The organism is Paenibacillus sp. USDA918EY, assembly GCF_009870825.1.
GTDB lineage: Bacteria > Bacillota > Bacilli > Paenibacillales > Paenibacillaceae > Paenibacillus_AQ > Paenibacillus_AQ albilobatus.
In genome coordinates this window covers 340,043-362,810 of sequence record NZ_WTWY01000004.1, presented here as the reverse complement: position 1 = coordinate 362,810, position 22,768 = coordinate 340,043, and the positions used below count along the sequence as shown (strand labels likewise).

General features: G+C 52.8%; 22 protein-coding genes, 1 pseudogene and 1 riboswitch. Of the genes and pseudogenes, 5 read left to right on the top strand and 18 right to left on the bottom strand.

Features of this window, described 5'->3' with window-relative positions:
- Positions 1-42: 42 nt before the first annotated feature.
- Genes proC through GQY55_RS11785 form a run of 4 tightly spaced genes read left to right on the top strand, consistent with a single transcriptional unit; the run spans position 43 to position 3,479 of the window.
- Positions 43-903, top strand: a complete 861-nt coding sequence (gene proC, locus GQY55_RS11800; RefSeq protein ID WP_160041447.1) for a pyrroline-5-carboxylate reductase — start codon at positions 43-45, stop codon at positions 901-903.
- Positions 900-2,123 (top strand): 2,3-diketo-5-methylthiopentyl-1-phosphate enolase, encoded by a 1,224-nt coding sequence (locus tag GQY55_RS11795; protein ID WP_160041445.1) that lies wholly within the window; start codon positions 900-902, stop codon positions 2,121-2,123. Before proC ends, GQY55_RS11795 begins: the two co-directional genes overlap by 4 nt.
- Positions 2,120-2,797, top strand: a complete 678-nt coding sequence (locus tag GQY55_RS11790) for a 2-hydroxy-3-keto-5-methylthiopentenyl-1-phosphate phosphatase (RefSeq protein ID WP_160041443.1) — start codon at positions 2,120-2,122, stop codon at positions 2,795-2,797. The genes GQY55_RS11795 and GQY55_RS11790 overlap by 4 nt, the downstream gene beginning before the upstream one ends.
- Before the next feature lie 4 nt (positions 2,798-2,801).
- The gene (locus GQY55_RS11785) at positions 2,802-3,479 is read left to right on the top strand and encodes a methylthioribulose 1-phosphate dehydratase (protein WP_160041441.1); all 678 of its coding nucleotides are present in this window, start codon (positions 2,802-2,804) and stop codon (positions 3,477-3,479) included.
- Positions 3,480-3,642: 163 nt separating this feature from the next.
- On the opposite strand, the gene GQY55_RS11780 is transcribed toward GQY55_RS11785, so the two are convergent.
- The 18 genes and pseudogenes from GQY55_RS11780 to GQY55_RS11695 form a co-directional block, all read right to left on the bottom strand.
- Positions 3,643-4,671, bottom strand: a complete 1,029-nt coding sequence (locus GQY55_RS11780; RefSeq protein ID WP_160041439.1) for a serine hydrolase domain-containing protein — start codon at positions 4,669-4,671, stop codon at positions 3,643-3,645.
- Between the two features lie 31 nt (positions 4,672-4,702).
- Positions 4,703-5,152 (bottom strand): NUDIX hydrolase, encoded by a 450-nt coding sequence (locus GQY55_RS11775; RefSeq protein WP_160041437.1) that lies wholly within the window; start codon positions 5,150-5,152, stop codon positions 4,703-4,705.
- A 312-nt stretch (positions 5,153-5,464) separates the two neighbouring features.
- Positions 5,465-6,073 (bottom strand): histidine phosphatase family protein, encoded by a 609-nt coding sequence (locus tag GQY55_RS11770; protein WP_160041435.1) that lies wholly within the window; start codon positions 6,071-6,073, stop codon positions 5,465-5,467.
- 150 nt (positions 6,074-6,223) lie between these two features.
- Positions 6,224-7,129, bottom strand: coding sequence for a phosphotransferase family protein (locus GQY55_RS11765; RefSeq protein WP_160041433.1), 906 nt, complete (start codon positions 7,127-7,129; stop codon positions 6,224-6,226).
- A 5-nt stretch (positions 7,130-7,134) separates the two neighbouring features.
- Positions 7,135-7,773, bottom strand: coding sequence for a cyclodeaminase/cyclohydrolase family protein (locus GQY55_RS11760; RefSeq protein ID WP_160041431.1), 639 nt, complete (start codon positions 7,771-7,773; stop codon positions 7,135-7,137).
- A 3-nt stretch (positions 7,774-7,776) separates the two neighbouring features.
- Positions 7,777-8,631: a bifunctional 5,10-methylenetetrahydrofolate dehydrogenase/5,10-methenyltetrahydrofolate cyclohydrolase gene (locus GQY55_RS11755; RefSeq protein WP_160041429.1), complete on the bottom strand. Its 855-nt coding sequence runs from the start codon at positions 8,629-8,631 to the stop codon at positions 7,777-7,779.
- A gap of 62 nt (positions 8,632-8,693) precedes the next feature.
- Positions 8,694-8,774, bottom strand: a riboswitch (ZMP/ZTP riboswitch).
- A 53-nt stretch (positions 8,775-8,827) separates the two neighbouring features.
- A complete protein-coding gene (locus GQY55_RS11750) occupies positions 8,828-9,412 on the bottom strand; it encodes a GNAT family N-acetyltransferase (RefSeq protein ID WP_160041427.1) in 585 nt (194 codons plus the stop codon).
- A gap of 40 nt (positions 9,413-9,452) precedes the next feature.
- Positions 9,453-10,415, bottom strand: coding sequence for an AraC family transcriptional regulator (locus tag GQY55_RS11745; RefSeq protein WP_236575556.1), 963 nt, complete (start codon positions 10,413-10,415; stop codon positions 9,453-9,455).
- Positions 10,416-10,595: 180 nt separating this feature from the next.
- A pseudogene (locus GQY55_RS11740) lies at positions 10,596-10,766 on the bottom strand (RCC1-like domain-containing protein); the annotation flags it as partial.
- Positions 10,767-11,101: 335 nt separating this feature from the next.
- The gene (locus GQY55_RS11735) at positions 11,102-11,494 is read right to left on the bottom strand and encodes a VOC family protein (protein WP_160041423.1); all 393 of its coding nucleotides are present in this window, start codon (positions 11,492-11,494) and stop codon (positions 11,102-11,104) included.
- A gap of 225 nt (positions 11,495-11,719) precedes the next feature.
- A complete protein-coding gene (locus tag GQY55_RS11730; protein ID WP_160041421.1) occupies positions 11,720-12,385 on the bottom strand; it encodes a DUF899 domain-containing protein in 666 nt (221 codons plus the stop codon).
- A gap of 139 nt (positions 12,386-12,524) precedes the next feature.
- Positions 12,525-12,902 (bottom strand): DUF779 domain-containing protein, encoded by a 378-nt coding sequence (locus GQY55_RS11725; protein WP_160041419.1) that lies wholly within the window; start codon positions 12,900-12,902, stop codon positions 12,525-12,527.
- A 15-nt stretch (positions 12,903-12,917) separates the two neighbouring features.
- Positions 12,918-14,438 carry an aldehyde dehydrogenase gene (adh, locus tag GQY55_RS11720; RefSeq protein WP_160041618.1) on the bottom strand — a complete coding sequence of 507 codons (1,521 nt, stop codon included), beginning with the start codon at positions 14,436-14,438 and terminating at the stop codon, positions 12,918-12,920.
- 252 nt (positions 14,439-14,690) lie between these two features.
- Entirely contained in the window at positions 14,691-15,332 is a 642-nt protein-coding gene (locus GQY55_RS11715) for a DUF1266 domain-containing protein (RefSeq protein ID WP_160041417.1), read from the bottom strand.
- A gap of 22 nt (positions 15,333-15,354) precedes the next feature.
- Positions 15,355-17,448: a J domain-containing protein gene (locus GQY55_RS11710; protein ID WP_160041416.1), complete on the bottom strand. Its 2,094-nt coding sequence runs from the start codon at positions 17,446-17,448 to the stop codon at positions 15,355-15,357.
- Positions 17,448-19,148 carry a molecular chaperone HscC gene (locus GQY55_RS11705; RefSeq protein ID WP_160041414.1) on the bottom strand — a complete coding sequence of 567 codons (1,701 nt, stop codon included), beginning with the start codon at positions 19,146-19,148 and terminating at the stop codon, positions 17,448-17,450. The genes GQY55_RS11710 and GQY55_RS11705 overlap by 1 nt, the downstream gene beginning before the upstream one ends.
- A 266-nt stretch (positions 19,149-19,414) precedes the next feature.
- The gene (locus GQY55_RS11700; protein ID WP_160041412.1) at positions 19,415-19,942 is read right to left on the bottom strand and encodes a DinB family protein; all 528 of its coding nucleotides are present in this window, start codon (positions 19,940-19,942) and stop codon (positions 19,415-19,417) included.
- Between the two features lie 128 nt (positions 19,943-20,070).
- Positions 20,071-20,985, bottom strand: coding sequence for a phosphotransferase (locus tag GQY55_RS11695; RefSeq protein WP_160041410.1), 915 nt, complete (start codon positions 20,983-20,985; stop codon positions 20,071-20,073).
- A 115-nt stretch (positions 20,986-21,100) separates the two neighbouring features.
- Here GQY55_RS11695 and GQY55_RS11690 point away from each other — a divergent pair, with 115 nt between their 5' ends.
- Positions 21,101-22,756, top strand: coding sequence for a histidine kinase N-terminal 7TM domain-containing diguanylate cyclase (locus GQY55_RS11690; RefSeq protein ID WP_160041616.1), 1,656 nt, complete (start codon positions 21,101-21,103; stop codon positions 22,754-22,756).
- Positions 22,757-22,768 lie beyond the last annotated feature (12 nt).

Here is a 22,768-nt window from a genome sequence, read left to right as displayed (position 1 = left end):
TCCGGATGCCCAATCGATACACCGCAGGGAGGATGATATCACATGAGTCAACAACAAGCGATGATCTCTGAACCTATTACCTTTTACGGCGCCGGTTCGATGGCCGAAGCCATCGTCAAGGGGCTGATCCACAAATCCGTCGTCCATGCGGCGAACGTTACGATGCTGAACCGCAGCAACGCCCGGCGCCTGGATGAGCTGCGGCAAAAGTACGGCGTCAACGTCAGCAACGATGCCGAGGCGCTCCCCGGCATTTTGCGGAACTCGCCGATTATCGTGCTTGCGATGAAACCGAAGGACGCGGCGGAGGCGCTCAAAAACCTGGGCCCGCTGCTCTCCGAGGATACGCTGATCGTTTCGGTCATCGCCGGACTTACGATCCGCACCATGCAGGATCTTCTCGGCCGCAAGCAGCCGGTGGCCCGCACGATGCCGAATACGTCCAGCTCCATCGGCCTTGGCGCGACGGGCATCTCCTATTCGAAGGAAATCAGCGGCAAACAGCGGCAGATCGTGACGTCTTTGTTCGGCGCCGTCGGCACCGTCACGGTCGTCGAAGAAGAAAAGCTTGAGATTCTTACGGGCATTTCCGGCAGCGGTCCGGCCTACATCTACTATATGATGGAAGCGATGATGGCCGCAGGCATCCGCGGGGGACTCACGCCGCAGCAATGCCGCGAGCTGACGGTTCAGACCGTGCTCGGCGCCGCACGCATGGTGCAGCTGACCGGCGAAGAACCGGCCGCCCTGAGAGCCAAAGTCACCTCGCCGAACGGCTCGACGCAGGCCGCGCTGGAAACCCTGGACAAAGGGGATTTCTTCGAGACGGTGATCGCGGCGGTCGCCCGCTGCGCGGAGCGTTCCAAAGAGATGGGAGCAGCACTGAAGGAGGGAATTTCATGAGTTATTGCACAGCGACCTACCGTTTATATGACGATAAAGCCGATTTCCGCAAAAAAGCGGAATCGATCGCGGTCGGCATGACCGTCGGCAGCTGGACCGAGCTGCCGCAAGCCAAACGCGAATCGATGCAAAAACATCTCGGCCAGGTGCTGAACGTCGAGGTGCATGAGCCGGAAGGCGCGAAACCCGGCGAGCGGTACGCCGACGTGACGATCGCTTATCCGGACGTCAATTTCAGCAAAGACATCCCGGCGCTGCTCGTCACCGTTTTCGGCAAAATTTCGATGGATGGGCGGATCAAGCTGAACCGTCTCGGATTTTCGGACGAATATCTCTCCGCTTTCCCCGGTCCGAAATTCGGCGTCGCCGGCATCCGCGATCTGCTTGGCGTCTATGACCGGCCGCTGCTCATGAGCATTTTCAAATCGGTCATCGGACTCAACATGGACGAGCTGCGGGAGCAATTCGTGAAGCAGGCCCTTGGCGGCGTCGACCTGATCAAAGATGACGAAATCCTGTTCGAAAACGAGCTGACCCCGATCGAAAAACGCGTGGAGGTTTGCCTGAAGGCCGCGGAGGAAGCCGGCCGCGAAACCGGCAAAAAGCTGCTGTACGCCGCCAACTTGACCGGGCATACGTCCAACCTGAAAGCCCAGGCGCTTAAAGCGATCCACGCCGGCGCAAACGCCCTGCTGTTCAATGTCTTGTCCTACGGCTACGACGTGCTGCATGAGCTGAGCTCCGATCCGGAGATTACGGTGCCGATCGCCGCGCATCCGGCTTTGGCGGGCGCATTTTACCCGTCTCCGCATTACGGCATTTCCGCATCGGTGCTGCTCGGACAGCTGATGCGCCTGGCGGGCGCGGATCTGGTCCTGTTCCCTTCACCGTACGGATCGGTCACGATGCCGCGCGAAGAAAACATGGCTATCCGGGACGAGCTCGTTACGGGAGCCCTGCCGCTCAAAACGAGCATGCCTGTGCCTTCGGCCGGCATCCATCCGGGACTCGTGCCGCTTATTTTGCGTGATTTCGGCCAAGATGTCGTCGTCAACGCCGGCGGGGGCATTCACGGGCATCCGATGGGAACGGAAGCCGGCGGTCGCGCTTTCGTACAGGCGATCGAAGCCGCGCAGCGTTCCATTCGCCTGGCCGATTACGCCGAAGACGGCCATCCCGAGCTGAGAGCCGCCCTTGTGGCTTGGGGGGGAGAACGATGACAGCAGGCAAAAAGCCGGTCATTTTTTGCGATTTCGACGGCACGATCACCCTTTCGGACAATATCGTCGCGATCATGAAGGAGTTCAAGCCCGAAGGTTACGAGCCGATCATGCAGCGTACCGTCAATCAGGAGATTTCGCTGCGCGAAGGCGTCGGCGCCATGTTCGCCCTGCTCCCTGCGAGCAAAAAAGAAGAGATTGTCAACTTCGTGGTGAGCCGCGCAGGCATCCGCCAAGGTTTTCGCGAATTTCTCGATTACGTGAAGCAGGAGGGAATCGAGTTTTACGTGACCAGCGGCGGCATGGATTTTTTCATCGATCCGCTGCTGGCTCCGTTCGACATTCCAAGCGACCATATTTTTTGCAACAGCGCGGATTTTAGCGGGGACAACATCGAAATTCTGTGGCCTCACCCATGCCAGGATCCATGCCATAACGGCTGCGGGATGTGCAAAACGACGGTCATGCGCCGTTTTCCGGAGGAAAGGTACGAAAGGATTCTAATCGGCGACAGTCTGACGGATTTCGAAGGAGCCAAAATCGCCGATTTTGTCTATTCCCGGTCCATCCTGACCGACAAATGCGCCGAGCTGGGCGTCAAGCATGTGCCGTTCGGCGATTTTTTTGATATTATGAGCGATATGAAACAGAAACGACAACAAGGGGTGCGGTAAAATCATGACGTTTGCAAGCATCAGCCTGGAGCATAAACAGCAGGCGCTGGACGAGCTGCGGCAAATCAAGCAGCAGTTCGCGGCCAAAAACTGGTTTCCGGGAACCAGCGGCAATTTGTCCGTCCGCGTCGGCGATTTTGATCCCGAACATTTTTATTTTGCCATCACCGCCAGCGGCAAGGACAAATCGGCAAGCACGCCGGAGGATTTCCTGTTCGTCGACAAAAGCGGCCGGGCCGTGGAAACGACCAGCCTGAAACCCAGCGCGGAAACGCAGATCCACTGCGAAATTTACCGCCTGACCGGCTGCGGCGCCGTATTTCACGTCCATACGGTCTTCAACAATTTGATCAGCGAATGGTTCGGCGATCAAGGCGCGGTTCCGGCTCAAGGCATCGAACTGATCAAAGCGTTTAACATATGGGAGGAAAATGCCGCGATTTCCATCCCGGTGCTGCCCAACTTCGCCCACATCCCGTCGATCGCCGAACGTGTCGAGGGTGTGCTTGACCCGAACGTTCCCGGCATTCTCCTGCGCAACCACGGCATCTACGCCTGGGGAAAAAACGCGTTTGAAGCCAAAAAACATCTTGAAGCGTTTGAATTCATTTTCGAATATTTGTACCGCAGCATCCTGCTGAAAAACAGCGTGCCTTCCCTTAACGTCGACGGCCGCCGTTAACAGCATAAAAGAAAGCCGTTCCTCAGGGTCCGAAAGCCCGGGACGGCTTTTTTGATAAGCATAAGAAAAGAAAAAAGTCTCGAAGCGATGGCTTCCTTATAACTCAAGGAGAATTTCCGCAAAACGCAATCTGTCTTCTGTGAAAGTACGTCGATAGATGTTTTTATCGCTTTCCGATGATTTCATCCTCGATGGCCGCCATCATCTCAAACGCTCCCCCCGACTGATTGGAACAAACCACCAGCGTGACCGATTGCTCGGGGTAATAAGCGGAATGAAAGCAAACGCCGGGATCATAACCCATAACATGATATTTTTGCGCTTTTCCGTTTGTCCCTTTTTTGATCCAGACGCCGTAACCGTAATGATCATCCCCGCCCGCATGGGCGTGAGTCTCGAGCAGCAGCTTGGTGTAGGTTTCGCTAAGCAGGGCGTGATCCATTAGCGCGTTCCACAGCCGATCCATATCATGCACCGTGGCGAACGCGCCGCCGTCCGGCCCGCCTTTCGCAGGCAAAGAGTAAATGTTCGTTTTCCATGCCCCATCGCCAAGATCGATATAGCCGATCGCCGTATTGGCGGGAAGGGCGTCCATTTCAAAGTACCCGGACGATTCCATTCCAGCCTTTTGAAATATATTCTCTTGAACGTATGCGGCAAAATCCTGTCCGCTAATCTGTTGTACGATGCAGCCGAGCAATATGTATCCGGCATTGTTATAGTGGAATCTTTCCCCTACGTGCAATTTCATCGGTTTATCTTGAAACAGCGGCAAAAAATCTAGGGGGTTCCGCATCCGGTACATCGGGCGCTCGAACCACAATCGCTCATAACCCTCCATCTCTTCCTCGTCGAAATAGTCGGAAATGCCGGATATATGCGCCAGCAGATGGTGGATGGTGATCTTTTCGTCAAACCGCGGAAAATCAACATTCAGGCAATCTTTCACCTTGGAGTCAAACGAAAGCATTCCTTTCTCCACCATCTGACAAACGGCAATGGCGGTAAACAATTTGCATCCCGAAGCGATCCCGTACCGAGTATTTGAATTGTTCCCCAGTGAATCGGATCGGTTGGCATACCCGAAGCTTATTTCTGCCAAAACATGTTGCTTCGCTTTGACGAGCACCGTTCCCGAAAAACGGTTTTGGTTTTGCAGTTCCTCGATTCGTTTTGTAAGCTTTGCCTTCATATTGCCCTCCTATTTCATCGTCCGTGACGCACTACGTTTCAAACCTGTCCGCATGAATTTCCTTCAACAGCCGATCCGCCCGCTTTGCGCTGTCATACATCCAGGGAGGTGTTTTGGGATGACGAAGAATTTCTTCCGTCGTCATCCAGCTCACGGCTGCAACCTCACCCGGGCTTTTTCTAAAGGCGGTGCCTTGATCGTATTCGCAAAGAAAAACGATATTGATAACCGGACGCCCCTCGTCCGTGACAAAAGAGGAGCTATGTACAAAATGCAGCTTTTCCTTAATGCGAACGCCGACTTCCTCGTCAATTTCCCTGCTTAAGGTCCGTTCCAAAATGTCTTGTGAAAATCCCTCCTGCTCCACCGTCCCGCCGACAAAAGACAACGTGCCGGCCGCATGCGTCTCCTCCGCCCCGCGTTCGATCACAAGCCATTTATCGTTCTGAAAAATTGCTCCTTCGACGTTAACGACGAACATTGTTTTCCTCCCGCCCGTTTATTATTTGAGGATTTTGCAAAAATCCAAAAAGCGGCTTCCCATGAGCAATATATAGAGCGAAACGGATGAATTCGATCGTTTCATCGCCTGCGCCGAATTGTTTCAAACCCGATCATTTCCGGCCGAAACGAAAATAACCGGCTGCTTGCCGGCTATATCCTACGTCGATCATCCATTGTAGTTTTTCCAAGGTTAGGCAACTTCAGTTTACCATCCTAAAGCCCGGTCGGGGCGGTAAACCTTTTTTTAAAAGCTCTTTACCGAAAACCCGAAGCTGTTTATTTTATAATCCTAAGAAATGGATTTTAAATGCCCGACGGAAGCGAAATCCACGATTCTATACGTACCGCCTTCATCCTGTAACGTCGTTATGGAACATTCCGGAATCAACTCGCTTTGTACCGCAATGAAATTCGGATGCCAAGCTTCCAGTTCGTTCCCGGGAAAGGCATGAACCAAAAAATCGGTGATTAACCCTCCGTGCGTCACCAAAACAACGCTGCCCGGAGCCGGATATTGGGCCGCCAGTTCGGTCAATAAGGAGGATAAACGTTCCCCGGCTTGTTTTGCCGAATCGCCTACGGGCGGCATATATTCGGGTTCACGCGTACAACGCTCCCACATGGCGACAAACTCGTCAAAGCTTTGTCCCGGCAGGTCCCCCCAATTCGCGCGTTCCCGCAAACGGCGATCCGCATAAACGGGCGATTTCGTTGCCAACGCAATATGTTCGGCGGTTTCCCGGGCTCTGCGCAGCGGGCTAGAGTATACGGCGTCGATGGGCAACCCGGAGAAACGTTTACCCGTCGCCTGCGCTTGCTTCACTCCCCTGAAGGTCAACGGAACATCTCCAACGGCTTTTTCTTTCAGTGCATGCCTTACAAGAAAAAAAGTCGTCATTTACAAGCCACCTATCCTTGTTTTAATAAACGTATGTGGGGAATGGCGCTTTTTTGCCGGGCTCGGGCAGGTTTAGGGATATTTTTGGTTATGGCAAAGGTTATTTGGCAAGCTCGAGACGCTGAACAGGTCATTCGCCCAAAATTTTGTTCAACGCTGCATCCTCGCCAACGCATGTTCGGTAAACAAGCGGTGCTTTTCGCGCATTTGCCGCTCGATGTCGGGCGGAAGCCCCCACTCGGACAAACCGGTAGCGGGCTTCAGCGCAGCGATCAGATCCCAAACAGGCAAAGCCGAATAATCCAAACCCGGATTTCGCGTTTGATACCGCTGCGTGAACCCGTCCATGGCATCGGTGCCGGAAGCCCATAACAGCTCGAGCCTGGCGTTCGCCAAATCAAATAACGGATCTCCGATCGCCGCATCCTCCCAATCGATCAATGACGCAATGCGGCCATCCTTCCAAATGACGTTTCCCGGCCAGAAGTCTCCATGCAGCAGCACGTCCCGGTTCGCTTGCGGCAAAGGCCAAACGGCCTCCAGCGCGTCCCGGATCCGCCCTTCGCTTAACGAGTCGTCCATCCGTTCCGGCCTTTTGTTCAGCTTCGCGTCACACCCATCGTTTAGTTTCGGAAGAAAATGAAGCGCATGCCGCTCCCATGCCACTTGATGGATATCCGACAACCGGTCCGCCAGCTGCAGCATGGCATCAGGCACATTTTCCATCGACCCGAGGACTTCGCCTTCCATGAACTCCGTGACCAGCAGCGGCGCACCTCCAAACCTATCCAAAGCGATATAAGGCGCAGGAACAGGCAGACCCGCCGCCTTTAAACGCTGCAGAAGCATAAATTCATGCTGCGCGATTTGAGGATTTCTGCTGCGGTCGGCTTCGCCATGCCGGCGTGCAAGCAGTTTTCGAACAGCGCCGTCAGGCATTTCAACGTCAAGCTTCGTCACCTGGGCCGAAACGCCGCCCTGAAGCGCGCGCGTCCCAAGCAGCTTTGCTCCCGGTTCGATTTGTTGAACGACCTGCTCCCATTGCTCGCGTATCATGCGATCTACGCCAACCTTTCCCTGATCTGCTGCAAAACCTGTTCCTTTAACTCTGCTGACCGTGCCGAAAGCTCCGTCCCCGTTTCCTGGAATGAAGTCCGTACGCCTTCATCCTTCATGCTGCCAAGATTGATCTCGACGGTCATCCATGCGGACTGAACCGCTGCGTCCAGCATCAAAAGCGCGATGCCAAGATCCGAAATGACGTTTTTATTGACCTGGACGGTTACCCCGGCTAATGCCGACATGATTTCCAGGCAGCGTTTCATCAGATGAAGCGGCACGGATGCCGCCTGTACCGCCGCTTGCTGCAGGGCGACGGAACGATGCCGTTTCTCCCCGTCCGTCCCTTTCGGGAGCGCGAGCGCGGCCATGTAGCCATTAAACGATTCCATATCCTTTTTCAAAAAAAGCTCCGCTTCGGCCATCGCGGCTTCCATCAGCTTTACGATGTCCGCCATTTTCTCCCGTACGGATTCGAACTTCGGTCCGCTCGTTATGTTGGCAACCATGGAGCCCATGGACGCGCCAAGCGCTGCAGCCAAAGCCGCCACGCTTCCCCCGCCCGGCGTCGGCGCGCTTGAAGCGGCCGCTTGCAAAAACTGCCGGACCGTTTGATCAAAAACCTGATTTTCTCCGCTCACGTCCTACACCTCTTTCGATTGCTCCTGCAGCCGGATGGCATGCAATAGATTTTCAAACAGCAGGACGGTCGTCAACGTCCCGACTCCGCCCGGAACCGGCGTCACCGCTTTGGCGGCATCCACGGCCTCGGGAACCGCATCGCCGACGATGCCGGTTGGCGTCTCGGAGATCCCGGCGTCGATGACGACCAGCTCCGGATGCAGCATGTCCGCCGTGATCAGCCCGGCGCACCCGGTGGCGGTCATCAAAATGTCCGCGCCTGCAATATGTTTGGCCAGATTTTGCGTATAGTAATGGCAGACGGTGACGGTCGCGTTTTCGCGAAGCAGCATCTGCATCAAAGGTCTGCCGACCGTTTCCCCGTGTCCGACCAGCACGACGTTTTTCCCTTGCAGCGAAAATCCGAAATGCTTCACGATCCGGATGCACGCCTGCGGCGTAGCCGGGTAAATGCCGGCGCCGCCCGTCATGCAGGCAAGTTTGTTCGCCGACGATATGCCGTCCACGTCTTTTTCCGGCCGGATGGCGTCGCAGCAAGTTTGCAGGCGGATATGCCTTGGAAGCGGCAGCTCCAGCATGATGCCGTGCACCGCCGAATCCCGGTTTAATTTTCCGATCTCGTCAAGCAGCCGCTGCTCCGTCACCTCCGGCCGAAACGTAATCAGGTCGAACGCGATGCCGAGCTGACGCGCTTTTTTCTCTTTCACTCTTGCATAATATGCCGACGCCGGATCTCCCTCAACCAAAATAACAGCCAGCCGCGGCCGAATCCCTTTCCCCTTGCAGCGGTTCACTTCCTCGATGATGGATTCGGATACTTCGCTCGCCAGCGGTTTTGTTTTTAACAGCATGCTCATTCCTGTCGCCTCCGATTTTGGTTTCAAACAAAAAAAAGCATTCGGAAGGATGACCCTCCAAATACTTTTGCCCAGGCGTGCGGCTGTTATGATCCATGTGCTCCCTCGTGGTTCCCCACGCTACGCCAGTTACACATGGCCGAAAAGTTATCATGATGATCTTTATTGTATCACAAAATTGCCGGTTATACGCTATCTATTTACCTATGTCCGTTCCGATAAAGTCCTCTTTCAAAATGCCGTAAATCTCCAGGTCAACGATCCCTTTGCCGGACCATAAAGACGCCTGCCTCAGTAGCCCCTCTTTTCTGAACCCGTTTTTCAGCAAAACCTTTTTGGACGCTTCATTCGGGGGCATCACTTCGGCCTGGATCCGGTTCACAAGGACTTCGTCGAACAAAAACCGGGTGAGCGCTCGCAGCGCTTCCGTAGCAATTCCTTTTCCGTAATGCCGTTCGGCCAAAAAATATCCCACCGTCACCGAATTCACCTTCCGGTTCCAATCGCACGCTTCGATGATGCCCAACAGCTTGTCGGGCTCCTGCACCGCAAAAATTCCCCATTTGATCCGGCTTTTTTTCAAAAAATCGCGTTCGAAATGCCCGATCATGTTTTTGACCGTCTCTTTGTTATGCTTCGGAATGATGCCGCAATACGTAAAAACCTTGTCATTGTCATAGATTTCGAATACTTCTTCCAGATGTTCCGCACCGATTTTGCCCAAGATGAGCCTGTCTGATTTAATGACCGGAAACCGGCCGAATGGCGCTTCTGTGTTCATCCCTAACTCCTCCATAAGCCAAGCGATGGCTTCGCCGTTTTTAACTGCTTTTCTTGATCGGGACGTATAAATCCACCCTGCATTTTCCCTCCGCATCCTGCGCAGGATCGTTCAGGCAAAATTCCAGGCACGGGCGGTCATCCGCTTCGTATCCGCTGTTCGGGAGCCAAAGGCCGAATACGTTTTGGTACGCAAGCACAAATTGATCGATGGTGTCGTAAAAAGGATATACCGCAAACATGCCGCCGGGCAGCGGCTTGAATCGAACCTCGGTTTCATCCTCCGCCATAAACCCTGCGGACAGCGTGATGCAAGCATCATACCGGCAGCTATATTCGTCCACCCGCCCCCCATCGTCCAGCGATATCCCGATAAATTGCTGATTTTGCGGCGTCAATCCCCGCTCTGCGGCCCAGCGGCCCAGCTTGTCCCATGCGCTTCCGGTATCGAGATAGCTCCCGACATGCCGGACGTATGCGACGTTCAAAGCCGGCAATTCTTTGATTTTTATCATTTGATTCCACGCCCTTTCAAGCAGCGAATGCTTACGATGTTGATTGTAAGCTTTCCCGGACGTCGTCTCTTCCTGTTTCTTGCTTGCTGCTTCCGAAAAATTGCTATGTTTCCCCTGATGCTTGCGCACGCCGGTTGGCGTCGTTCCGTAACGCTTTTTGAATAACGCATGATAAGCCGACAGCGATTCGAATCCGCATTCGTTTGCGATCGCGAGAACCGTCATGTTCGTTTCCGCCAGCAGCCGTACGGACTTTTCCAACCGTTTTCGGTTCAGGAAAGCCATCGGCGTCTCTCCCGTGACCGCGGCGAATATGCGGGAAAAATGATATTTGGAGAAATTCGCCGCATGCGCCAAATGTTCGAGCGACAATTTTTGTCCGGCGTTTTCTTCCATATATCGAATAACCGCATCGATCCTGTTTTTATATTCCTCGTTTGTCACTACTGGATTCTCAGCCCTTTGCAAATGGTTACCAAAATTATACACGAAAGAAGCGGCTTCGGGAGGAGCGATCCGGATGACGAAACATTTTTTGCGATCACCAATGGGAAAAAGACTTGTCACACGGAGGACTCCTACTTTATACCGTATATTCCGGTGCAGGACGTTCTCCAAGTGAACGACTTTGTCATGTTTTTTTGGACGCGCATCCGCTAACGTGATTTATAGAATGCCTCGCCAGCCGCTTACATCGCATTGGCCGTATTTATTGTCACCCGCAGCAACCACCGTGCCGTCCGATTGAAGGCCGATGGTATGCCAGGGACCCGCCGCTATCGTCTCTTTAGGCCACCGTTTCAAGTTTAACGCGGCTTCTTTCGGTGAAATGTAATCCATGTCTTCCCTCCTTGAATCAAGATCTATTTGAATGCCCCTTTTCCCATGAAGTTGACCTCCCCGATATTTCCACTTTCAATTTCGATCCTATAACATTCATGCAAGATTTCATTTGATTAGCCAAGAAACCTTATGGGGCGGCCATCATTTTAAAAATATTGCTGCTGTACTTTAAAGTTCGACTTTAAGGAAGGTTTTGCCTTTAAAAACGTATGCGTCCTTCCTCACTACAAGTTTACGCGTTTACAGCCAAAAAGTCCCTCCTTCCAGCTATTCCGCAAACATCAAAAAAAGGCCGCCGATGCTGTGCTCGGTAGCCTCACTTAAGTTTACGCTTAATCGTGTTTATGTCCTGAACCAAAGCCGATGATGTAGCCATCCAAATCCCGAACGGCAAAATCCTTCCATGCCCCCCAATCGTATTCCGTGATTACGGGTTCGGAAACGATGATCGCACCGTTAGTTTTGAGTTCATGATACAAGGCATCCAGTTCATCGTGGGTTTTTACGTAAGCGTATGTATTCCAGGTTCCTTTATTGGGCCGGACATCTTCGACGCTTTGCGCCTGGATCAGTTTAAAACCTAAACCAAAGTTGTCTCGGATGGCCCACTGTTCGTTCACTTCGCACCCCAACGCTTCCTCATAATACTTTCTGGACTTTTCAACATCCGAGACTAACAAGACGGTAAGTGAATTTTCAATTTTTGCTTTAACGATTTCGGCCATTGCGGAATCACGCTCCTGGAATATGGTAATTAACCCAGTAACTACTTTAGCGAATGTATGTTCGTTTGTAAAGAAAAATTTGAACGATTTCACTCCGCCCGGCTGCCGTGAGTACCGGAACCCCTGTTGTTATAACCATCTTGCCCCTGTTTGTGTAACTGCTGCGTCAGACAGTGGCGCGGCGGTCTCTGCAGATTCCGCATTCCATCGGGATTGTTCCAATCCTTAATATTCGTCGTGTAGGCGCCACCAAATATAGGGCGGCGTTTGCGGCCAGCCTTCAGGCGAATCCTCCCAATTTTCCTGGCGACCGAACGGCGTTAGATCAAGGAGATTGAAATCCATGCGGAGCCTGTCGACACCGCGGTCTGTCGTGTAATAGGTGCGAAAGACGTTATCGTCATGTCGGAGAAATACACTTAGGCCGAATCCGTTGCCCGCACCGCAATCAACGTTGAAGTCGTTGCCGTTCGAAGAAAACCAGGGGACAGTCCAGCCCATACGCGCTCTGTACGGTTCAATCTGCGACAGCGGTGCGGGAGAAACCAGAACAAAGGTCGTATCGCGGGCATGTAGATGGGCAAGATGGCCAATGTTGTCGACAAAAGACGAGCAACCTGGGCAAGGGCGGTCGGAACCCGGAGCCATCATGAAATGGTAGACGATAAGCTGGCGACGACCGTCAAAAAGATGAAGCAGGTTTCCCGTGCTGTCCGGCCCTTCGAAACGGTAATCTTTATCGATCCGCACCATCGGCATTCGGCGGCGCTCTGCGGCCAGCGCATCCAGCGCACGAGTAAGTTCCTTTTCTTTGACGAGCAGCTTTTCACGAGCTGCCAGCCACTCTTCTTCTGAAACGATTTGCGGAAGTGCCGTTTTATCGATTTCCATTTCCTTCCTCCTTAAAATGAATGACGAGTACTCCTTTATAACCTAACATAATTGGTTTTATACGATTTCTCATGGATTGCGCATTTTAGCATGATGAAAAAGCCCCTTTAAATGGGGCCTTCTCAACTTTTTTTGGTTTTTACAAAAGCTTCAACTTTCGCTGCTCCTCCTCGGTAAACACCCGGGAACGCGTCAAAAACCTTTTTCCTTCCGGCCCTTCCAGCGAAAACATGCCCCCACGTCCCGGAACGACGTCGATGATGAGCTGCGTAAACTTCCAATACTCGTATTGGGCTTTGCTCATATAAAAAGGGGCGCCGCCGATCTCTCCCATCAGCACATCGCTGTCTCCGACGAAAAATTCCCCCAACGGATAACACATCGGCGAGCTGCCGTCGCAGCATCCGCCCGATTGATGAAACATGACCGGCCCGTGCTTGGATCGCAGCAGCCCGATCAGTTCCAGTGCGGCATCGGTAGCAACGACCTTGCGAACCTCATTGTCCTCTGGCGCCATAGCCGGTTCCTCAGCTTAAAAGAAACCCAGCGCGTTCGGGCTGTAGCTGACCAGCAGGTTTTTCGTCTGCTGATAATGGGAAAGCATCATCAGATGGTTTTCGCGGCCGATACCCGACGATTTGTAACCACCAAACGCCGCATGCGCCGGATACGCGTGATAGCAGTTCGTCCATACTCGTCCCGCCTGGATTTGGCGGCCGATCCGGTAGGCGGTATTCACGTCGCGCGTCCATACGCCGGCGCCCAGGCCGTAAAGCGTATCGTTTGCGATGGCGAGCGCTTCTTCCTGATCCCGGAACGTCGTCACCGCCACGACCGGCCCAAAAATCTCCTCCTGGAAAATTCTCATGTTGTTTTGCCCTTTCAAAACCGTCGGCTGGATGTAATATCCGTCGGAAATTTCGCCGGGGATGGATGCTCGGCCTCCGCCGATCAAGCACTCCGCACCCTCCTGTCTGCCGATGTCGATATAGCTGAGGATTTTTTCCATTTGCTCGGTGGACACCTGCGCCCCGATCATCGTGGCCGGATCCAGCGGATTGCCCTGTTTAATGGCGGCAACTCTCTTTAATGCCCGTTCCATAAATTCGTCATAAACGGATTCCTGGATGAGTGCCCGGGACGGACAAGTGCACACTTCCCCCTGATTCAGCGCAAACAACGTGAAACCTTCGAGCGCTTTATCGAAAAACGCATCGTCTTTGGCCATGACGTCTTCAAAGAAAATGTTCGGCGATTTGCCGCCAAGCTCCAGCGTCACCGGAATGAGATTTTGCGAGGCATACTGCATAATGAGCCGTCCTGTCGTCGTTTCTCCCGTAAAAGCAACCTTGGCGATTCTGCTGCTGGAAGCAAGCGGTTTTCCCGCCTCAAGCCCAAACCCGTTAACGACGTTCACGACGCCGGGAGGAAGCAGGTCTTCAATCAGCTCGATGAACACCATGATGGAAGCCGGGGTTTGCTCCGCCGGTTTCAGCACCACGCAATTGCCTGCCGCCAGAGCCGGAGCGAGCTTCCAGGTCGCCATCAGCAGCGGGAAATTCCACGGGATGATTTGGCCGACAACCCCGAGCGGCTCGTGAAAATGGTACGCCACCGTATCATCGTCGATTTGGCTGAGCGTCCCTTCCTGCGCCCGGATACATCCGGCGAAATACCGGAAATGGTCGATGGCGAGCGGCAAATCCGCGGCCAGCGTCTCCCGGACCGGTTTGCCGTTGTCCCATGTTTCGGCTACGGCAAGCATCTCCAAATTGGTTTCGATCCGGTCCGCGATCCGGTTCAATATATTCGCCCGCTCCGCGACGGAAGTCCGGCCCCAGGCGGCTTTCGCTTCATGCGCGGCGTCGAGCGCCAGCTCGATGTCTTCGGCCGTCGAACGGGCCACCTCGCAAAATACCCTGTTATTCACAGGCGAAACATTTTCAAAGTATTGTCCTTGCACGGGAGGTACCCATCTGCCGCCAATGAAATTGTCGTAACGTTTTTTGAATGCTACCTTTGCTCCGTTTTGTCCCGGTTCAGCGTATACCATTTCCATAACAGCCTCCTCTAATCAAAATGTTGCTGCCATGCAGCCTGGATTCGTAGAAGATCGCCCGAGCATGTCCAACTTATATATATGGGCGGATCACGGAATCTAGTCCTCTTTTTAGAGAAAAGCTTACAAGGAATGTTCATGGCATGACATGCTCCGCATTGCCGGAAAAACAAAAGAATCCGCCCCTCCGATGCTCGCCTTCGCAGGCGAACCATGGAGGAAACGGATTCCTATTAGATGAAATGATCAGCTGAGCCGCACTTTCCGGAACGGGCTAAGACGGGAAAACATCAGCTTCGCGAAAACCCTTTGATTATCCGCGACGTAGCCGCTTCTCTTATGCCCGAAAGAATAAACGGCTCCTATTGCAAATCCCGCCATATAATCATTCCACTCCGAATAGCTTTCTTTCGCCAATCCGACGAACCGGTCGATGTGATCCCACTTATCCTGTTCGGTCATATAATTTATTTTGTGGGCGGCACAGCAAATAAATACGGCCCAGCTGTAGTCGTATGCCGCAATCCCCCCCGCAGGCAAACGCCCTAAATATTGAGCTATGACGGACAGCTTATGCTTTTGAATCGGATCGTCCGTTTCTTCGATATGCCGGGCGCGGTTTTCAACGGACAGTACGGACAACATCCCGCTCAGCTCTGCGAATTCCTTTCTTAGTCCATGAGACGTTAACCAAGCCAAAGCATCCTTTAAGTTCGTTTCGTTTTCTATTTCCCATAACTTTAGCGTTTTACGGATATTCGATCGTTTCGAATACGACCTTGACGGGTTTTGAATATGATAATCGGCATAACGCCCTCCAATGCAAAGCGCCGTCATCGCGTCGACATAAGGCTGCAAACGCAAGGCAGTCTCCTTGATTTGTTCCACGCTCGATCCCTCCTTGTAAACCTTAATTGAACCGCAAATAACGCCATACTCTCCGAACTTCGGCCAGTACCGATGCGTACAGTAAGGCAAGTATCACAAAATGGATATTAAACTTCCACGGGATCCTGACATGCTCCGAATGAGTTGGCACCTCAACCGTGTTCACGTATTTTTCGGGCACCTGATCCGCAAAGGGATGATACACCCCCTGCTCTTTCATTTTTTCAAGCTTTTTGATGACTTCGTCCGCTTCGTTCACTTCTACGGCTTCCGTCATTGAAGCTTCGACCTTCGGTTGTTGGCTTCTCCATTTTTTATATTCTCTTGCGATATCCGAGTCGACATCCTGAACCGTTCCCTTCAGTTCGATCCGATGGTTGTCGTAAATCTGTTTGGCCTGATCATAATCCGTGAGGACGATCAGCTGCTTCCCGTTCAGCTCTCCCACGCATAAATAACCTGTGATGGCCGATTCCAGCCCCTGCTTTTTGATCTCGCTCCCTTTAACGTACTTGATCTCCTCTTCATCGTCCTCCGTTACCTTTACTTGCACGATGCCCGTATATTCGGCTTGATCGAGTGCGATACTTACGCCGTCCACTTTCGCCGGCAGGCGAACCAATTCATCGATAGAAGACACGGTTCGTATTTCCGGGGCTTTATCGGCACCGACGAAATACCTGATTATGCTTTCACCCGTATAATTTTTGAACGAGGATGCCGTATAAATCTGAAAAAGAACGAGAACGATCAGGCTGAACCATTTGCCGGTGACCAGAAAAAAACCGCCCAGCTTGAGACGTTGGCCGATCGTTTTTTTCCCGAGCGCTTGCTTCAGCCGCTTCCGTTCCGCCCGGCCGCCATGAGCCTGTCCGGACTCCAGCGCGTTCAGCTTTTGCCTATTGATGTCCGCAACAGCCAATACCGCATCGATATCGTCGGGCTGAAGGTCCAGGATTCGTTTATACATTTCATACGCGTTGTCGTATTCTCCCAGCATCCTGTAACAGCGCCCCGCTAGGGACAACGCTGCAATGTAGGAAGGATGACGCTCCAACACCCGGTTCAGATCGTGAAGGCATGCGTTAAGGTCGCCACGCTCGTAAAACGCCCGCGCCCGGTACAGGTACCCGTCGATTCCGTCAGGCTGCAGCCGAACCAGCAGGTCGCTCGCCTGCAAAGCGTTGTCCGCATCTCCCGTTTGCGCATAACATTCCGCCAGCAGCCGAACGGCATCCGGGTCCTCCCCGAAAATTTCCGAGGCATCTTCCAGCAGCTGCTTGGCCGTTTCATAATCCCGCTCCAGCATGGCCAGCAGCCCTTTTTCCCGCATCCACAAAAAATCGTCAATGTCGGATTCCTCTGCCTGCAAAAGCGCCGTATAACCCAAATGCAGCAGTGGAGGCTTGGCCACCGCATACGCGTAAACGTTCGGAAATTCGTCCTTGAAATCCTTCGGATCTTCGCCGGCCGTTTCGCTCCAATGAAAGGTATTTTCAAGCAGCGTCCATACCGCTTCGGGTACAAAATGATGGTCCTCCATAAAATAAAGCAGCCTGACGGAAATATTGGACTGCATCCCCACGTTCCACATGGTGTCGGAATTTAGTTGTTCCACCCACCTGTCCGGATCAATCCGGGAAGGAAAATGATCGTACAACCGCTCAATCCGTTCCATAAATTGTTCCAGTGGATCGACCGGCTCAGGCGGCTGATTTTGCCCAAAATCAGTTATCCGGCGATGAACATATGTTGTTTCGTATTCGTCCTCGCCCCCGGTTTCAGTCTCCGTCTCCATCCCGAATGCATCCTGGCCGATCTCTGCCGATCCGACCTCCACATTATTCAAGCTACCAGTATGCCGCACATTTTCCGATTCCGCCAAAAGTGGCCGTGCATCCTCCTCTTGCCCTTCCGATTCCGCCCTGGACAGGCTCGCCGCTTTTTTGCGCCGCTCTTTGGCCAGCTTTAACGCATGATCATAGGCTTCTCTTAGCTTCTGATACCCTTCCGGATCGTCCTCGGGATGATGCTGCTTTAGCTTGGCCGCATAGGCCCTTTTAATTTTGGCTGCATCATCCGTCGCCTCCATCCCGAGAATGTTCCATATCTGCATTAATAATCACGCCACCTTTCGAGCTCCTCCAGCTGTTTCTTAAAAACCGCGGCCGCTTTTTTGACGTCCTGCTCGTTTTGCGAAGCCAGCGCCTGCTCGAATCTTTCCAACAAAAAGGCGATTTCCGATCGTCTTTCCCCGAGCGACTCTTCGTACAGCCGTTCGCCCTTGGCCAGAAGGAGACGGTTTTCCGTCCGTTCACGGGGATGGATTTTGATGTCTTTCAGCTCTTTCAACCGTTCTTCGATTTCCTTCGGGGTCAGCTTGCCAGGATTTTTCTCGATGATCGTTTTTTGTTTGACTCCAGTGCTCAGGACCGTAACCTCGACTTCAAGAATCCCGTTGATGTCGTACGTGAACCTCACATCAATGGACTGGTTGCCCGCTTCGTCGGCCGGGATTTGCACCTCCAGCTCGCCAAGGTAGATATTATTTTCCACTTTGCGGCTTTCGCCTTGGTAGATCGCGACCCGAATGATTTTTTGCTGATCGTGGATGGTGCTGTAGGATTCCACTTTGCTGACCGGGATCGGCGTGTTCCGTTCGATGATCGGGCTAAAATGGCCGCCGTCGTAACGGCCGCCTCCAAGCGGCTTTGTCGTTTCAATGCCAAGCGTATACGGGCATACGTCCGTCAGCACGACCTCTTTTAAAGCTTCGTCCCTTTGCTTGAGCGCCACCTGGATCGCCGCTCCCAAAGCAACCGCTTCATCCGGGTTGATCTGGTTAAAGGGCAGCCTGCCGAACATGCGGCTGACGACCGATTTGATGAGGGGCATGCGCGTCGCGCCGCCGATCAAAATGACGGCATCCAGATCATCCGGCGCAAGTTCCGCGTCGCGCAGCGCGCGTTCGATCGGGTGGCGGAGCCGAAGCATCAGCTGACCGGCGATTTTCTCGAATTCGTTCCTGTCGATGGTCGATTCGCATGTCTTTTCTCCCAACGTAAAGCTCATCTGCCCGTATGACCCGCTTCCGATCATGCGCTTGCAGACCTCGGCTTGTTTGAATAAAGCGGAACGCTCTTTGGCATCCAACGCCTGGATGTCGATAACGTGCTTTTCGGCAAACCAGGATACTAGCAGTTCCGTAAAATCCTCGCCGCCCAAATAATTGTCCCCGGCGATCGACTGCACTTCCATGACACCTTCGAAAAATTCCAAAATCGACACGTCGAACGTGCCGCCGCCCAAATCAAAGACGAGAAACTTCGTTTCCGACTGTCGTTGATGCAGCCCGTAAGCGATCGCCGCGGCCGTCGGCTCGCTGATCAGCCGCTCGACCTTGAGGCCGGCGATTTCCGCCGCCCGCTTCGTGGCCTTGCGCTGGGTATCGTTAAAATACGCCGGAACGCTGATGACCGCCTCCGTCACCTCATGGCCGAAGAAGGCTTCCGCATCCGCTTTTAAGGACTTGATGACAAACGAAGAAAGCTCTTCCGGCGAAAACGAATATGTGCCGAGACGGAAAATCTTTTCCGTCCCCATATATCTTTTGAACGCGGCGGCCGTCAGTTCCGGATGGGTGATCAGCCGCTCCTTGGCGATTTGTCCGACCAAAATTTCTCCGTTTTCGTCGACGCTGACGATGGAAGGGGTCAGCCGTTCCCCAAGCACATTCGGAATAATGGCCGGCCCCTCTTCCGTCCAATATGCGACAAGGCTGTTCGTAGTTCCTAAATCAATGCCAATCATTGTCACGACTCGATTACCTCATTCCAAGAAACGATTTTTTAGTGAAATAAATAAGAGATTCCAAAAGATGGGAACACAATCTTTATTATAACAAGCAATCCTCCCCCAAAAGTAGCTGCGAAAGTAATATAAAGCACGAAACACCGATGCTCTCTATCCTTCGCAATTGAGTATTTTAGGACGTTCAAACTATTTTTTATGGTCTGATTTTCCTAAAAACACAAAAAACCCGCTGCTTGTTTAGCGCGGGCATTCAAACTCGTATCTTCCTCTTATTTTCGTTTCAAAATCCCTAGATAGTCGCTCCAAGGCCCGACGTCCGCCCTGTACCTTTCAGCCATGACCCTTACGATTTGAGCCATGTGCGTAAAATCATGAACGACCCAGGTCGACAGCAGCTCGCGCAGCTTGACCACGCCGAATTCGGGATGCAGCCCGGCCAGTTCCAGATGCCGCGACGGATCGACAAGCTCCTTGAGCCTGTCCAAATTGCGCATTCTTTCGCTTTTAAACAGATGCAGCTTCTGCCCGATCGAGCCTTGCGGCTTGTCATGGATATGGGCAAAACGGTCAAACGGGGGAAACGGCTTTCCTTCGCCTTCCTTCAGGATGGATTCCAGCCGCGGCATCCAATTGCTTTTTTCCGCCTCGATCAGATGTTCAATCACTTCAGTGACGTTCCATGTTCCTGCGCCTTCATGGCCCGCAAGCCAACCTTCCGATAATCCCGCGCAAAAAACTTCGAGCGTTTGGGGCGTCCGCTCCAAAATCTCCACTGCTTCCTTCAGATTAAAATTCATCGGAATTTCCTCCCCTGGCAGAACGAACTCGTATAATGACCGAAAACCGTTATTCACGCAAATGGCGATTCGCAGCCTATTTTACCAAAGAACAGCTCTCCACTATTTTACATTTTCGAATTCCAAAATCAATCCGCAAGCGCGCGTCTAATATTGTTGATGGCTTCGTCCGCGATGGCCTCATCCCGATCGGTGACGGCCTGATGCAAGATCATCATCGGAATAAAAACGGCGATCAGCCGGGCAAGCAGCTTCGTCTCCCCATCGATCCCTCCATAAACCTGAAAAAAGGACGTTCTGGCGGCCGGAGGAAGGAAGCTGTAGGCGACATTGAGATCGCAGGCCGGATGTCCGATGTTGATGTCTCCCCAATCGATAATGCCCGAGATGCGTCCTTTTTCGTCCACCAGCATGTTTTTGAAATGAAGGTCGCCGTGAAGGAAAACCTCTTTGGGCTCAACGCGATCCGTCGTCAACTGCTGCAAATAGTCCGAAATAAGCCGATAATCCTCGCCACGGATATAGCCTTTCAGATCGGCCAGATGCCTGACCATTTTCTCTTTCCGGGAGGCCAGATCGGTGAGGTTCCGGTGGTCGCTCGGAGCGCCGTTTTCCCTGGCGGTAAGTACCGGGAACGCATGCAGCTCCTTTAAAAACTTCGCCAGCGTCCGGGCCGATGACAGCCGCTGCCCATCCGTCAATCCGATCGGATACGTTCCGGGCAAATAGTCATACCCGAGAAACGGCGGTGGATATTCGGAGGTTCCCGCCCCGTAAAACAACGGTTTCGAATACGGAATGGTGATCCGATCCGCAAGCATCGGCAATAGTTTGCCTTCCGTTTCAAGCAGCGGTACCGCGATGCTTCTTCTCGGAAAACGAAAAACGTAACGGTCTCCGACAAGATACACCGTGTTGTCCCAGCCATGGCCAAACAGCCGGACGGACTCTTGCGAAAGCTGCGGAAACTGGCTGTACACAAGATGCTTCGCCAGAACCTCGGATACTTCCCATTCCGCATCCCATGGGTTTGAACCCGACATGTTGCATGCCTCCTTGTTAAATATTGGGATTAATCCCGAAATATTTTGTTCGCTGATCTTTTTCCGTGTTAGAATGAGTTGACTCTATATTAACAATTGAGGTGTACATCGTGTGATGGCATGGATCGATTTAATCGTTTGCATCCTTTTGTTTGTTTTGCTTGCATATGTATTTTTTTCCGTTATGATCACCGCCCTGCACAAGGTTTACCTGACGTTTCATTTTTTCATGACGTTATGGCCCTTTTGCCAATTTGCCATCCGGGCGACGGACAATCCCAAGCTCCAGCTGTTATACGTGAAACTCGCGTTCGTGGATATGGCCCTCCTGGCTGTGGGCTGGCTGTTCTTCACCCTTCTGTTGACGAATCAATCGCTGTCCGTCCGCAAAAGAATGCCGGTCCTGCTTACCGCCCCCGCTCTGATCGCCGTCATCGCCGTCCTGTTGAATCCGGGCGGAACGTTTGTGCAGCCGCAACATGGCGAATACGTCGAACGAATCTACGGACCGCTGTTTTGGATCACGACGCCGGTGATGATCGGGTACGGAATCGTTTCGCTTTGCGTCATTGGGAAGGCATTATCAAACAACCGGGCGCCCCGGATCAAAAAACAGGTCAGTCAGGTGCTGCGCGGAATGATCGTCGTCATGGCGTTCATTTGCGCCGATATTTTGCTTAATGTCGTTTTTCCCGTCTCCCGCATGGTGATACCGGGTTTGACGTCGATAGGCATCCTGTTGTCCGCAATCTTTTTTATCGTTGCCATTCATCGGGACAAAGTGTTCGACCTTTTGAAAATCGCGCACCAAGACATTATCAATACGATCCAGCTTGGCATTCTTGTTCTGGACGACAACGAAACGATCGTGGAAACGAACCGCTCGCTGCCCCCTTTTCTGCACTTAAAAACGGGCGACCGGTTCGACATGGCGGCCATTCTTCCCCGTCGGGAAGCCATTGCCGCAAAGCAGTTCCTCGCAAAATACAAAAACGATCCGCTGGAAAGTTCAGAAATCGAAGTAGTATACGATCATGAAGGCAAGCAGCATATCCTTGTCCATGCGTCACCCATCGTCGTTGACGGTACACGTGTCGGACGCACCATCACGTTTCAGGACAGGAGCCGGCTTCGCGAGCTTGTCAACGAGACGTCGAGACAAAACACGATATTGCAGAAACAAAACCTAGCCTTGTACGATATGCAGCTGGAGCTGCATCTGACGAATCAAAAGCTTCAGCGAATGGCGACCACGGACGGCCTGACAGGCTGCTACAATCGAAATTACATAACACAGCAATTAGAGCAAGAAGTCATCAAACATATCGAAAATGAAAACCCCTTCGCCATCCTCTTGCTGGATATCGACTTTTTTAAACGGATCAATGATCAGTACGGGCATTTAACCGGGGATGAAGTGATCTGCGGCACGGTTGCCGCCATCCAGCGACAGCTGAAAGTAACGGATATTTTGGCCCGTTTTGGCGGCGAAGAGTTTATCGTTTATCTTCCCGGCATGGATTCTGGACAAGCGCTTGAGTTGGCCGAGCAGATCCGCGCGTCCGTCGAGTCGAATGAAATCGCCGTCCCGGGTCTCATCCAGCCGTTGTCCGTAACGGTGAGCATAGGGCTGTTATCCGTCGACCGGTTCCCGACCGATCCCGATTCAGGTTCCGCGACCCTGATCACCGATCTGTTCCAGGAGGTGGACCATGTATTATACCAAGCCAAGCGGAATGGGCGCAACCGGGTCATGTTCGCATTGAAGTAAGGTTTGGGGGCG

What these genes read in the sequence shown, in the direction of transcription:
- GQY55_RS11710 (WP_160041416.1), bottom strand. Translation starts at nt 17,448, where the DNA reads ATGCAGATATGGAACATTCTCGGGATGGAGGCGACGGATGATGCAGCC.
- adh (WP_160041618.1), bottom strand. Translation starts at nt 14,438, where the DNA reads ATGGTATACGCTGAACCGGGACAAAACGGAGCAAAGGTAGCATTCAAA.
- GQY55_RS11780 (WP_160041439.1), bottom strand. Translation starts at nt 4,671, where the DNA reads ATGAAGGCAAAGCTTACAAAACGAATCGAGGAACTGCAAAACCAAAAC.
- proC (WP_160041447.1), top strand. Translation starts at nt 43, where the DNA reads ATGAGTCAACAACAAGCGATGATCTCTGAACCTATTACCTTTTACGGC.
- GQY55_RS11775 (WP_160041437.1), bottom strand. Translation starts at nt 5,152, where the DNA reads ATGTTCGTCGTTAACGTCGAAGGAGCAATTTTTCAGAACGATAAATGG.
- GQY55_RS11730 (WP_160041421.1), bottom strand. Translation starts at nt 12,385, where the DNA reads ATGGAAATCGATAAAACGGCACTTCCGCAAATCGTTTCAGAAGAAGAG.
- GQY55_RS11785 (WP_160041441.1), top strand. Translation starts at nt 2,802, where the DNA reads ATGACGTTTGCAAGCATCAGCCTGGAGCATAAACAGCAGGCGCTGGAC.
- GQY55_RS11695 (WP_160041410.1), bottom strand. Translation starts at nt 20,985, where the DNA reads ATGTCGGGTTCAAACCCATGGGATGCGGAATGGGAAGTATCCGAGGTT.
- GQY55_RS11755 (WP_160041429.1), bottom strand. Translation starts at nt 8,631, where the DNA reads ATGAGCATGCTGTTAAAAACAAAACCGCTGGCGAGCGAAGTATCCGAA.
- GQY55_RS11735 (WP_160041423.1), bottom strand. Translation starts at nt 11,494, where the DNA reads ATGGCCGAAATCGTTAAAGCAAAAATTGAAAATTCACTTACCGTCTTG.
- GQY55_RS11790 (WP_160041443.1), top strand. Translation starts at nt 2,120, where the DNA reads ATGACAGCAGGCAAAAAGCCGGTCATTTTTTGCGATTTCGACGGCACG.
- GQY55_RS11700 (WP_160041412.1), bottom strand. Translation starts at nt 19,942, where the DNA reads ATGAATTTTAATCTGAAGGAAGCAGTGGAGATTTTGGAGCGGACGCCC.
- GQY55_RS11770 (WP_160041435.1), bottom strand. Translation starts at nt 6,073, where the DNA reads ATGACGACTTTTTTTCTTGTAAGGCATGCACTGAAAGAAAAAGCCGTT.
- GQY55_RS11750 (WP_160041427.1), bottom strand. Translation starts at nt 9,412, where the DNA reads ATGAACACAGAAGCGCCATTCGGCCGGTTTCCGGTCATTAAATCAGAC.
- GQY55_RS11690 (WP_160041616.1), top strand. Translation starts at nt 21,101, where the DNA reads ATGGCATGGATCGATTTAATCGTTTGCATCCTTTTGTTTGTTTTGCTT.
- GQY55_RS11795 (WP_160041445.1), top strand. Translation starts at nt 900, where the DNA reads ATGAGTTATTGCACAGCGACCTACCGTTTATATGACGATAAAGCCGAT.
- GQY55_RS11725 (WP_160041419.1), bottom strand. Translation starts at nt 12,902, where the DNA reads ATGGCGCCAGAGGACAATGAGGTTCGCAAGGTCGTTGCTACCGATGCC.
- GQY55_RS11765 (WP_160041433.1), bottom strand. Translation starts at nt 7,129, where the DNA reads ATGATACGCGAGCAATGGGAGCAGGTCGTTCAACAAATCGAACCGGGA.